The 12,950-nt window shown below is 54.1% G+C and carries 10 protein-coding genes; 9 read left to right on the plus strand and 1 reads right to left on the minus strand.

Annotated elements, in window-relative coordinates:
- The first annotated feature begins 71 nt into the window (after window positions 1-71).
- The 6 genes from AC2FNR_RS11735 to AC2FNR_RS11760 all read left to right on the plus strand — a co-directional run bounded on the left by AC2FNR_RS11735 (window position 72) and on the right by AC2FNR_RS11760 (window position 10,070).
- Window positions 72-2,231, plus strand: coding sequence for an efflux RND transporter periplasmic adaptor subunit (locus AC2FNR_RS11735; RefSeq protein ID WP_496849159.1), 2,160 nt, complete (start codon window positions 72-74; stop codon window positions 2,229-2,231).
- A complete protein-coding gene (locus AC2FNR_RS11740; RefSeq protein ID WP_496849160.1) occupies window positions 2,228-5,407 on the plus strand; it encodes an efflux RND transporter permease subunit in 3,180 nt (1,059 codons plus the stop codon). The genes AC2FNR_RS11735 and AC2FNR_RS11740 overlap by 4 nt, the downstream gene beginning before the upstream one ends.
- A gap of 29 nt (window positions 5,408-5,436) precedes the next feature.
- Entirely contained in the window at window positions 5,437-5,778 is a 342-nt protein-coding gene (locus AC2FNR_RS11745) for a copper-binding protein (RefSeq protein ID WP_496849161.1), read from the plus strand.
- A gap of 355 nt (window positions 5,779-6,133) precedes the next feature.
- Window positions 6,134-8,410: a copper-transporting P-type ATPase gene (locus AC2FNR_RS11750; RefSeq protein WP_496849278.1), complete on the plus strand. Its 2,277-nt coding sequence runs from the start codon at window positions 6,134-6,136 to the stop codon at window positions 8,408-8,410.
- Window positions 8,411-8,678: 268 nt separating this feature from the next.
- Window positions 8,679-9,155, plus strand: coding sequence for a DUF411 domain-containing protein (locus AC2FNR_RS11755; protein WP_496849162.1), 477 nt, complete (start codon window positions 8,679-8,681; stop codon window positions 9,153-9,155).
- 294 nt (window positions 9,156-9,449) lie between these two features.
- Complete coding sequence (locus AC2FNR_RS11760; RefSeq protein ID WP_496849163.1) at window positions 9,450-10,070, plus strand: class I SAM-dependent methyltransferase; 621 nt, start codon at window positions 9,450-9,452, stop codon at window positions 10,068-10,070.
- 145 nt (window positions 10,071-10,215) lie between these two features.
- Here the strand turns inward: AC2FNR_RS11760 and AC2FNR_RS11765 are convergent, their stop codons facing one another.
- On the minus strand, window positions 10,216-10,605 hold the full coding sequence (locus tag AC2FNR_RS11765) for a hypothetical protein (protein WP_496849164.1): 390 nt from the start codon (window positions 10,603-10,605) through the stop codon (window positions 10,216-10,218).
- Window positions 10,606-10,986: 381 nt separating this feature from the next.
- Here AC2FNR_RS11765 and AC2FNR_RS11770 point away from each other — a divergent pair, with 381 nt between their 5' ends.
- The 3 genes from AC2FNR_RS11770 (at window position 10,987) to AC2FNR_RS11780 (ending at window position 12,949) form a co-directional block, all read left to right on the plus strand.
- A complete protein-coding gene (locus AC2FNR_RS11770; RefSeq protein WP_496849165.1) occupies window positions 10,987-11,778 on the plus strand; it encodes a hypothetical protein in 792 nt (263 codons plus the stop codon).
- Window positions 11,779-11,858: 80 nt separating this feature from the next.
- Entirely contained in the window at window positions 11,859-12,266 is a 408-nt protein-coding gene (locus tag AC2FNR_RS11775) for a helix-turn-helix domain-containing protein (protein ID WP_496849166.1), read from the plus strand.
- A 224-nt stretch (window positions 12,267-12,490) separates the two neighbouring features.
- Window positions 12,491-12,949, plus strand: a complete 459-nt coding sequence (locus AC2FNR_RS11780; RefSeq protein WP_496849167.1) for a hypothetical protein — start codon at window positions 12,491-12,493, stop codon at window positions 12,947-12,949.
- Window position 12,950 lies beyond the last annotated feature (1 nt).

The raw sequence follows: 12,950 nt of genomic DNA on the forward strand, positions 1-12,950 counted from the left end.
GTTCGAGCGTGCACTGCGACCGTCAGGAGATTATTATGCGTGGAAGATATGCGGCACTATCAGTACTTGCCTTGGCGTTTGGCCTGGGTGGAGGTGTCATTCTTGAAAGACTGTACCTGAATCCAATTGATCAGGGCCAGTCGAACGAACCAGAGGTCCTTTATTGGGTAGCTCCGATGGATCCGAATTTTCGGCAGCCTGGACCTGGAAAATCGCCGATGGGTATGGACTTGATCCCGGTTTATTCTGGGCAGGAACCTACCGGCGACCCTGAAGAAGTCACCTTGAGCGCTGCGGAAATCAACGCAATTGGTGTGCGAACTGCGGTTGCACGAATGACTGATATCGAACCTCGCATCGAGACGGTGGGTTTCGTCGGCTTTGACGAACACCTGACCAATCACGTTCATACGCGTGTTGAAGGTTGGATTGAGCAACTGAAAGTTCGAGCGGTCGGTGATCGGGTTGAGAAGGGGCAAGTATTATTTGAACTCTTTTCACCACTGATCGCAGCTGCGACCGGCGATCTTGTACGCGCAGTCGAAGCTGGTGACCCGCGGATTTTGGACGCGGCGCGCAATAAGTTGATCAGCCACGGTATGTCCGCTCGTCAGGTTGCTGAGATTGAGGCGGGCGGTGAGTTGGTTCGAAATGTGGAAATTGAGGCACCTCAAAACGGTGTCGTCATAGCTCTGAATGCCGCCGATGGCATGTACCTGCAGCCAGGCACGCTTGCTTTTTCGGTAACCGATCTTTCTGAAGTATGGCTGATCGTTGATGTCTTTGAACGAGATATTGCACGTTTGTCGGAAGATATGCGCGCGATAGCAAGGTTCGAGCACCTACCCGGTCGCACCTTCGAAGGCGACATCGACTATGTTTACCCTGAGCTTGATCCGCAAACCCGAACCCTTCCCGTAAGGCTTAGTTTCGATAACTCAGAGGGCGTACTGCGGCCGGGCATGTTTGGCAGTGTTAGCCTTATACCGGATGAAAGCCGGAATGTTCTCACTGTTCCATCAGAGGCGCTAATTCGTACTGGTTCGGCGGAACGCGTCATCTTGAAAACAGGCGATGGTACCTTTCGCCCGAGACTGGTGACTACAGGTCTTCGAGACAGTTTCGGCGAGGGGGGACGAACAGAAGTTCTACAAGGGCTTGAACCCGGCGAGGAAGTTGTCGCATCCGCACAGTTTCTAATCGACAGTGAAAGTGCTTTGAGCGCGGGCTTCACGCGTATGGCACCAACGGATACCGAACCAGCACGCGGGGCAGGTACCCTGGTTTCACTCGATGCCGAAAATCGTATGGCAACTGTTCGTCACGATGTTCTCGAAAGCCTCGATTGGCCTGCAATGACTTCGCAGTTTCCGGTGAGGTCTGGTGTGTCGCTCGACCGTTTGAATGCTGGCGACGCAGTTGCTTTCGTGATCGCGCGGGGTGCGGATGGGCTTCTGAGCCTGATGGAGCTTGCACCAGACGATGGTATTGCCGGAACTGGAGCCGGAATCGCGCGCGCCGTCACTTCTGACGGCAAATTGACGCTCGAGCACGGACCGATCCCCGAGCTCGGTTGGCCCGCCATGACAATGGATTTGCCTGTTGTGGGAGTAGATCTCACTACCGTGCCAATCGACATGCCAATTGAGTTTGATCTGGCTGAGGGAGAAGGGGGGATGTTCTCGATTGTGGCAGTTCGCGAAGAGGGCTCGCCGCCGACGGATTCAGTTGAACCCGAAGAAACCATCACGACTTCTGCTCCACCGATTGTAGTCACCGGCACGATCAACCTCGTTAATGCTGAGGCAGGAACTGCAACCATCACTCACGGGCCGATGACTGAGATCGGGATGCCGGGCATGACCATGGATTTCCCAATAGAGCCAACATTGGACTCAAACATGCTCGAAGTCGGTTCTGAAATGACTCTGACTTTCGCGCGTGCAGATGGCATGACAATGGTGTTGGCTGCGGCAACGCCTATTGCACCGCCGCTTCAGGTTTCTGGCCGTATTAACAGTATCGACCCGAACGCGCGTACCGCGAACGTAACACACGGTCCAATGGTCGAGATCGGCATGCCGGGCATGACCATGGACTTCCCAGTTGCGGAGGGGATTGATGTTTCTAACTTGCCTGTAGGGATTGATGTTTCTTTGATCCTTCGCCGCAATCCCGACTTTTCGATGACGCTGTTAGAGGTCGCGCTTGATGGGAGTGTTACGCAGTGATCACGGCCATCATTCGTTCTTCTCTCGCCAACAGGTTCGTCATCTTGGCCCTCGCATTCATGATAGGAGTTGCGGGTATTTGGGCCATTCGCGAGACGCCGGTTGATGCAATCCCGGATCTTTCGGATGTCCAGGTAATTGTTCGCACGCCATATCCCGGGCAAGCACCTCAAGTTGTCGAAAACCAAATCACATATCCACTTGCGACAGCCCTATTGGCCGTACCCGGTGCAAAAGACGTTCGCGGGTTCTCGTTCTTTGGAGACAGCTTTGTATACGTCGTCTTTGAGGACGGGACGGACCTCTACTGGGCGCGGTCGCGTGTGCTTGAATATTTGGGCCAGATTACCGGCAGTTTGCCTGAAGGCGTGTCACCACAACTTGGCCCCGATGCGACAGGGGTCGGGTGGATTTATCAGTACGCGCTGGTTGACAGAACCGGAAATCATGATCTGGCTCAGCTCAGGACTCTGCAGGATTGGTTTCTGAAATACGAATTACAAGCCGTGGAAGGCGTCTCAGAAGTCGCCACCATCGGTGGAATGGTCAAACAGTACCAGGTCGTCGTCGACCCAAACAAACTACGTGCCTATGACATAACACTTGCGCAACTGAGGACGGCTATTCAGGCGGCCAACCGCGAGACGGGCGGTAGCGTCATTGAGATGGGTGAAGCCGAATTCATGGTCAGGTCCTCTGGCTACATTGACGAATTGTCAGACCTTGCAAGCGCGCCGTTGATGGTCAACGAGCGCGGCGCCGCTCTAACGCTTGGAGACGTTGCTGAAATCCGCCTGGGGCCTGAAATGCGCCGTGGTGTCGGGGAGCTCGACGGGCAAGGAGACGCGGTTGGCGGAGTGGTCATCCTGCGATGGGGTGGGAACGCATTAGCGACGATCAAAGCGGTGGAAGCGCGCATAGAAGAGTTGCGTTCAAACCTGCCGGAAGGGGTCGAAATCATAACGACCTACGACCGATCTGGTGTGATTGAGCGCGCTATCGATAACCTCCAGAAGAAATTGACGCAGGAATTCATCGTCGTTGTTCTTGTGTGCGCGGCTTTTCTACTTCATCTGCGGTCATCCCTCGTAATTCTTCTGTCGCTCCCTCTGGGAATCTTTGCCGCATTTATTCTGATGAAGGCGCAAGGAGTAAACGCAAACATCATGTCGCTCGGCGGCATAGCCATCGCTATTGGTGCGATGGTCGACGCATCGATTGTGATGATCGAGGCGATGCACAGGCGGTTGGAAAAAGAAAAGCTCACAGCAGAGAACCGATGGCGGATTGTGCAAGAGTGCGCTTCTGAGGTGGGACCAGCCCTTTTTTATTCTCTGGCGATTATCACGGTTAGTTTTTTGCCTGTTTTCGTTCTGGAAAATCAGGAAGGTAGGCTCTTCTCGCCACTCGCTTATACCAAGACCTACGCCATGGCTGCAGCCGCCATCCTTTCGATAACGCTGGTTCCGGTCTTGATGGGTTACTTTGTAAGGGGGCGTATTCTACCGGAGCGAAAAAATCCGCTAAATCGCTTGGTTGTGTTCGTGTACCGCCCATTTCTGGACGCGGCAATTGCCTGGCCATGGGCAACAACACTGTTGGCCGGCGTTCTGGTGACGTCCATGTGGTACCCGTACCAGAGAATTGGCTCTGAATTCATGCCCGAGTTGAACGAAGGTGATTTTCTCTACATGCCGAGCTTCTACCCCGGGATCTCGACGGGAAAAGCCCGTGAGGTACTGCAGCAGACCAACCGCCTGATAGCTACCGTGCCTGAAGTCGAAACTGTTCACGGTAAAGTTGGGCGTGCGGAGACTGCAACCGATCCGGCACCACTGACAATGGTGGAGACCACAATCCAACTCAAGCCGGAAGAAGAATGGCGCCCCGGCATGACAATGGAGAAAATCCGAAATGAGCTTGATCGTATCGTTCAGGTTCCGGGCGTTACAAATGTTTGGATCCAACCTATCAAGAACCGCATCGATATGCTTGCGACAGGTATCCGTACTCCTGTCGGTGTCAAAATATCCGGCACCGACTTGGAGGTCATTACAGATATAGGGATCGAAGTAGAACGTGCGGTCGCTGATATTGATGGAACGGCTTCCGCCTACGCAGAGCGACCTGTTGGCGGGCGTTTCATCGAAATCGACGTCAAACGAGATGCCGCCTCCCGATACATGATGAGTGTTCGAGAAGTTCAGGACGTAGTTCAGACCGCAATTGGCGGTATGCAAGTGTCGGAATCTGTGGAGGGGCTGGAGAGGTTTCCTATAAACCTACGGTACCCTCAAGCATGGCGAGACAGCCCGGAACGGCTCGAAAATCTTCCTGTCGTCACACCGTCGGGTGCTCATGTACCACTGTCCGCTCTCGCCGATATTCGAATAGTTGACGGGCCGGGAATGATACGATCAGAGAACGCTCGACGAACTGGGTTCGTGTTTATTGACATCGCGGGGCGCGACCTGGGCGGCTATGTGGCCGAAGCACAAGAGGTGGTTGCAGAAAAGGTCAACCTGCCTCCGGGTTATTCGCTGACCTGGTCGGGGCAGTATGAGTACATTGAGAGAATGCAGGACAGGCTGACGATCGTTGCTCCTGCAACCCTGCTAATCATCACGCTAATGCTTTTCTTGGCGTTCAATCGGGTGATTGAGGTCGGGATAATTCTTGCGGCGCTCCCGGTCGCATTGGCAGGTGGGGTTTGGTTCCTGTGGTATCTTAATTTCGATATCTCAATTGCTGTGCTCGTGGGCTTCATCGCTCTGGCGGGAGTTGCGGTGGAAACAGCGATTGTCATGTTGTTGTACCTCAATCTTGCTTGGGAGAAACGTCGTGGGCTGGCGCAATCGGAACAGCGAAAGCTGACACGTGACGATATCGAAGACGCGGTGTTCGAAGGAGCCGTTCTTCGGGTTCGGCCGAAGGTAATGACTGTAGCCACGATCTTTGCAGCATTGATACCCATCATGTACGGCACCGGTACAGGCTCTGAAATCATGCAGCGGATCGCTGCGCCGATGATTGGGGGCATGGTGACAGCGACCCTTCTTACGCTTTTCGTCATTCCCGCAATATTCGTGATTTGGAAACGGCTCGCGCTCAATCGCGTGAACCGAGAGATCTCCCACACGATCCAGGAAGGGCCCCCTGCGCTTCCGGCAGAATAATACCCACAACCTTGAAACAGGAGCATCTGATGAGAACTTTGACTGCTATTGTGGCCCTATTGGCCGTGTCTACGACAACCAGCATCGCGCAAACGAACCAGGGCATGGACCATTCCAACATGTCCATGTCTTCCGAACAGATGGAAGGGGCGGTTCACGCAAAAGCTTTGGTGAACTCAATTGGCGACGAAACCGCTAACGTTAGCCATGATCCGATCCCCGAGATCGGGTGGCCCGCGATGACGATGGATTTGCAGCTTCTTGAGAATGCCCAGATGATGGGTGAGATCAGCGCCGGTGACGAAGTCACACTGATGTTGGTCAAAAGCGATGGTGGTATGTATGCGATCGGCGCGATTATGAAGAATTAAGTCACATCTACGGCAGTAAATTCCGAATGAATTGAGTGCACGGCCGTTGCACTCATACATCCGCGACGCTGCAAACTAAAAACAAGTATAGTGGGAGCCACCCGACAATAGGATCGTTTTCCTACGATCTGTGGCTCCGCTCAAAAGAGTCGGTCCAATGTTGGATAAACTTGTTTTGTGCTTCCTGTTGGTTATTTGAAAACCCCTTGGATTCAGCACTTTCCGACCTCTCAAAAAGGATGATTTAGACCATCAGTTCGGCACTAAGGCTCAAATTAGGGATCAGAACATGACAGAAAACCATGAGATCGGAACCCACGCGAACGTTGTCACCGAGGTCGCTTATGTCTGCCCAATGCATCCTGACGTGCGCCAATCTGGGCCGGGCGACTGTCCCAAATGCGGAATGCATCTTGTACCTGAGAACGCCGTAGACAAACATGCGCATCACAGCGACGAATTCGCGGAAACTGCCAGCAGTGAATATGACATCGTTCCGGCAGGGTACGACGGACCCGTTTATACCTGCCCGATGCATCCGCAGGTGCGGCAAACCAATCCTGGGTCCTGCCCACTCTGCGGCATGGGGTTGGAGCTGGAAAGCGCGGCGATGGTGGACGAGGGGCCGAACCCGGAACTGGTGGACTTCACCCGGCGCCTATGGGTAGGTGCGGCTCTGACGCTTCCGCTTTTGGTTTTAACTATGGGCCCCTTTGTGGGGCTCTCAGGCGTGCGCGAGGTATTTGGTGAGCGCACAACACTGTGGATCGAACTGGTGCTTGGCACGCCTGTTGTTCTGTGGTGCGGTTGGCCGTTTCTGGAACGGGGTTGGAATTCGTTTCGCACCATGAATCTGAACATGTTCTCGTTGATTGCCATGGGGGTTTCGGCCGCGTGGCTTTTCAGCGTTGTCGCCATATTGATGCCCCACATATTCCCGGACGGTTTTCGAGATTCAGAAGGCCATGTTGGGGTCTATTTCGAAGCGGCTGCAGTCATCATTACACTTGTTCTTCTCGGTCAGGTGATGGAGCTGCGGGCCCGCGAAGGCACCGGGAAGGCGATCCGCGCTTTGCTGGACATGGCCGCAAAGACCGCCCGTATTATCCGCCCTGACGGTAGTGAAGAGGAAGTCCCGCTTGAAGAAGTACAGTTAGGCGACCGACTTCGCGTGCGCCCCGGCGACAAGGTGCCAGTAGACGGAGTAGTGCTCGAAGGACGCTCATCTGTTGATGAAAGCATGATCTCTGGCGAGCCGGTTCCAGTCGAGAAGGTACACGGCGAGCCGGTCACAGGGGCCACAATCAACGGCACCGGTAGCCTTGTGATCGAAGCAACCCGAGTGGGCTCCGACACAATGTTGTCTCAGATAGTCGAGATGGTGGCCAACGCGCAGCGCTCACGCGCACCGATCCAGAAATACGCCGACAAAGTTGCCGGATGGTTCGTGCCAGCGGTCATTGGCATTGCTCTAATGGCCTTTATAGTATGGGCAGTCTGGGGACCGGCTCCGGCGCTCTCCTACGCCTTGATCGCAGCGGTGTCGGTACTGATCATAGCTTGCCCTTGCGCGCTTGGCTTGGCCACTCCGATGTCAATCATGACGGCCACGGGGAGAGGTGCACAAGCCGGAGTTTTGATCAAGAACGCCGAAGCTCTGGAACGGTTCGAGAAGGTCGATACTTTGATCGTCGACAAAACTGGCACGCTGACCATGGGCAAGCCAAAGCTTGTGGCTGTATTACCCGAACCTGGCCATGACGAAGTCGAGGTGCTGCGGCTGGCCGCAACGCTGGAGAAGGGCTCGGAGCACCCGTTAGCTGAGGCAATCGTCACAGGAGCCGAGGAACGTAGCGTGGCCCTGTCCGACGCCAGTGACTTCGAGGCGGTGACCGGTAAAGGCGTGAAAGGCACGGTGGATGGCCGCCCCGTCGCGCTCGGCAACCTGAAACTGGTCACCGATCTCGGACTCGAGGCGGCCGAACTGACGGCCAAGGCCAATGCGCGTCGGGATGACGGCGAAACGGTGATGTTCGTGATGCTTGATGGTTCAGTGGCGGGGTTGGTCAGCGTCGCCGACCCGGTCAAGGAAACAACACCTGCCGCCCTCAAGGCACTGCACGAGCTCGGCTTCCGGATCATCATGGCGACTGGCGACAACGAACGCACTGCAAATGCGGTGGCCGAACGTCTGGGTATCGACGAGATTCGTGCCGACGTTCTACCCGAGGACAAGGCCCGAATAATTCGCGAACTGCAGGAGAAAGGCGCAAAGGTCGCCATGGCCGGTGACGGGGTGAACGACGCACCCGCTTTAGCGCAGGCCGATGTAGGCATCGCAATGGGGACTGGCGCTGACGTGGCAATCGAAAGTGCAGGCTTCACGCTGGTCAACGGTAGCCTCGATGGCATCGTGCGCGCCCGAAGGCTGGCTCGCGCTGCCATGCGCAATATCCGGCAGAATCTATTCTTTGCCCTGATCTATAACGCCTTGGGCGTTCCGGTGGCGGCGGGTCTTCTGTTCCCGCTTTTCGGCATCCTGATCAGCCCGATGTTCGCCGCCTTCGCTATGAGTGCTTCATCGATTTCAGTGGTACTGAATGCGCTACGTCTGAGGGGGGCGAAAATATAAACCCAAGTTTTCCACTTGTCGGTTTTCTGAGGGCATCACCTGTGCTTTGCTATACTGGTTTCAAGATTTAATGGTTGCTTTGCCTTAAATCATCAAAGTCGCGCTCACCCCATCCAAGCGGCTGCGACATGCAGGCGGTGCGCACCGAAAGCAAGCAGATGCAAGGTGGCTGATGATCACCCGCTTGACACATATCATGGCTCTTGCCAGCGAATTCGGTCATAGAACCCAATATCACAATGTAGGCGCGCACACGGAAGGAAATGACATGACCGCCACGAAACTTGACCGCCGCCTTTTCTTAGCCGGCCTCAGCGCTTCTGGCATCGCTCTGGCCTCGCCTACAGTAGCATCGACCAAACCACTGATGCAGGTCCTCAAGGACCCCGAATGCGGGTGTTGCGCCGCCTGGATTAACATCATGCGGCGCGAGGGGTTCGAGGTGGAGGTGCAGAACGCTTCATGGGAGACTTTGACTGGATATAAAGCTACCATGGGTGTCCCGGAGGACATGGCATCCTGTCATACCGGCCTGATCGAGGGCTACGTGATCGAAGGCCATGTCCCACCAACCGATATCCGGCGCTTGTTGGCCGAGCGCTCCGATGCGGTCGGGCTGACAGTGCCAGGCATGCCCTATGGCTCACCCGGTATGGGGCCGGAGAGTGAGCGAGAAGCCTATTCGGTCTTCCTGATCCGCAAGGATGACACCACGGAAGTGTTCAACCATTACGAGGCAGCTTGATCGGCAACGTTAACGTATACTGCAAACGGAACCGCCGTGCGTTTGAAACTCTTTACGGTTGCCGCGAATGGCGGCGATTGAATCGTACCTCGAGATGTACATTTGGTTGAGAATAGTTCGGTAAGTCATCAGCAAAAAAGAAAGCCAAGCCGCTAAAATGTGTTAGCCGCCTTCTTTTTCTGATTTAAGCCGATACTGCTTTCCGCGGACTATAAGGAAGGCAGATAGGCAAACCCGGCAGAGCAGTCTTTCGAAGAGTGCTTTCGCCACGTTAAGTTGCTGGAGCGTGGAGATATGACGGTCGAAAGAAAGGAACACTGGGACGTCGTATATGGCGAGAAGTCCGAGGCCCAGTTGAGTTGGCATCAGGATGATCCACGTCTCTCACTCGAACTGATCGAGATGTCTGGCGCAACCGCGAATTCATCAGTCATCGACATTGGCGGAGGAACATCCCGTCTTGCGAGCTCTCTACTCGCTATGGGGCTCCACGATATCACAGTCCTCGATCTATCGCAGGTCGCCTTGGATACAGCCCGGAACCGGCTTGGACAGGCCGGTGAAGCCGTGAAATGGATTTCGGCAGACATCACTTCTTGGGTGCCTGATCGCCATTACGACCTGTGGCACGATAGGGCGGTGTTCCATTTCCTTGTCGATCCAGCGGAGCGGGCGGCCTATCTGAAAAGTCTACCAAGAGCGGTGAGTGTTGGCGGCCATGTGATCATTGCCACCTTTGCGCCAGATGGGCCGGAGAAGTGCAGCGGCCTGCCGGTCGTCCGATATAGTCCAAGCGACCTCGCCGAGATACTGGGCGAAAGCTTCGAGATCGTGGCGCACCGCCATCACCTGCATCAAACTCCCTCTGGCAAAAGACAGTCCTTCCAGTTCAGTCTTTTCCGCCGCCTCCGCTGAAGCCGCAGATGAAACTTGTCGAGAAGCGAACTACCGAAAACGCCTTCAGGACTTGGCAAAAAAACAACTTGCCAGATATGTGATCGGCAAGTTGCATTTGCTCTATTTCCAATTTTGAAAAGACGGAGGTTAACAATCGCTGGGGCTAAGCGAATACTCCATCAAATCCGCCCAATGGCTTCGAATTGAATGCTGTTAACATCCAGCCTTCTGCCTCTTCAAACACATAGAGTTTCTCGGGTGCCAAACGTTCTCGCAGAACGTCATAAATGGTTTGCATGAACTCCTGCGGCAAGTTGGAGTGTTCGACCGAGAAGTTTACAACTCCATCGAACCTCACTTTTTCAATCAAGGGCATCAGACCAGGGCGACCAAAGTTATCGCTCCAATCGCCGCGGAAACAAAGCAATCCCAAAACGGAACACTCGTTCATTGATAGCGTGAACCGAATGGTCCGACCATCTTGGTCCAGGAGCAATGCTCCATTGGCAATAGTATTAACCGTATATTTCGACAGGTACTCTTTTAAAGTCATAGGTTTCTCTTTGATTGCGGTTTGTCTCGTAAACAGGAAGTGGGATCAGAACTGGAAGCGAGAAGTAATTTTTTGAACATTTTTTGCTCGACGGTTGTCAGTCCTGAAAAAATCCAAACCCAAATGGGCCGCAGGCCATTTGTTGATTTCCTGATTTCAGGCACTTCCAAGACTTCGTGGTCAGAAAATTTGTTTAGTGGCAGTAGTTTATAGAACCCTGTGTCGCATCGATCCGGGATAATGAAGCGATCCTCCGGGTGACAAAGATCACGTTCCGGGTCTCGCGCACCGTCGATCCGGTGTTTTCACACACCTATCAAACCGTCTTTGGAGCGGGCGTGTCGGTACGACTTGTTCGACATACGAATTACGGAGAACGACATGCCCAAAGACAATGGCCGCTTCATCATTTCTCGTCCGATGGCTGAATACATCAAACTATCGCCGCTGGGACCCAGTGCAAAAAAGCTGCTGATCGCGCTAATATATCTGCAGCATCTTGAAGAGGATGAATGGCCGAAGGTCGTGCTCTACGAGGAGCCGATCAGGTATGAATACGCAGACAAGTACCTTTGTCGGCACTACCACACGGTGAATACATTTCGGAAATTGGGTTTTGCGCCAAAGTCCAAAAGTGCTCGTTTCCTCGACAATGCGATCCACGATCTGCAAATGAAGACGGATCTCTTCGACGTGTTGGAAGTTCAGGCGGGCAAACCAACAGTCCTTGTTTGGCAGTTTTCTATTTATGCCGCCGCAATGATGTCCACGCGAAGATCCTATGCACTCATGCACACTAAAGACATCGCCCGCATGAACACCGATTTAGAGCCCGGTTTCATCACCTTGTTGACACTGCACGAAAAAATGGATTGGCCGGAATTCTCGCTCTTTCAAGCGGTTCTTCACAATCGTGGTTGGGAAGGTTTTCGCGACGCTCCCATACCTGACATGCGAGGATTCAAGCCTAAACTGAAGCGGCTCCTGAGAAAGTGGAGCGCTCTCAAGTCTCATGAATACGCTGCCGTGATCTGTCAAAACGGTGAAGGTCCGGGCGTCACCGATGTCCGCATCCGTGTTCGCCACGAAGGAACAAAGTGGTCCGAAAACAGTTTTCACAAAGTCTCCATCCGCGACGAGTTAATAAAGATCCCCATAGTTCCTAATTGTTAGGCGCCGGTCTTCCACGGCGATTGGAGAAAAGGTTTCGGCAATTTTTTCCCAGATCGGCGTTGTGGACCCATCTGATCTTTATGAAGCGACTATCCACACTCAGAATCCACTCCGCAGCGCTGACCGGCTTGCCAAGCCTGTCCCAGACCCAGATATCGAACCGATGGCAACTGCATTCGGACACGGTGCGCCGGGTGCTGCGCGAATACAGCATCCGTCCTGCACCCGGGCCATGGAAGCGGCCACGCTATGCCATCACGGATGTCTGGCGGGTCGAAGGCGTGCCCCATGCCAAGATGCTGGATCAAGATCAACATCCGGCGCTGCTTGAGCCACTGCTGACCGGCAAAGACCTTGCTGCGGAACTCGGCTGCGTTCCGGCAACCATCCGCAATTACGCCCGCGATAACATCATTCCAAGTCTCCGGATTGGTGGCTCGATCCGGTTCCGGAAGCACCAGATTGAGGGGCTTTTTGATGCTGTGTGAGGCCGAAAACACCGCAATTCGCACCTTTGCCCGATCTGGAAAAAATGAGGAATACGCCCACAAAACCTCACCTCAATACGTTTTGTAGCCCTTTTCCTCATTTCGTTTCCAGAGTGCCGAAATTCGCAAAAAGAACCTCAAAACGCATCTCAGAAGATCACCCGAATTTCCAAGAACAACCGCGTCACTATCGCCAAAAAACAACACCAATGATGGAGGCACTAATGCAGATGACCCTCGAGCAAGCCGTCGAAAAACTCGACGCCGGAGATTACCCATATTCGCATGCAAACGCGAAAAAGATCCGGGGATCCGCAAACAAATGTAGGAAATTGCCAGCGTATAATTGTCCGCTGGCGATGATCCCGATCGATGTCGATGCCTTCGTCAAACGATGGTCAAGTCACATCGCTAACAAGGATGCGCCCGAAGGATTCGACACTTTCAAGCAGTTTGAAACGTGGCACGGCAACGTAAAGAGCCTGATGGCGCACGCGTCAGGATTGCGCGCCGAAGAAAAGCGTTTGCGAGGGCTGGAGGACGACTGGTCACAGCTCCAGAAAGCCGCAACCGCTCTGATCCAACCGCGTCGAAAAGGCAACAACATCCAAACACCAGAACTTATTGCCCTGACCGTTCTGACAAGTCTGGCAAGAAGTCCAGCCGGCGCGGCTGAATGTTGAT

The organism is Ruegeria sp. SATB045, assembly GCF_059613525.1.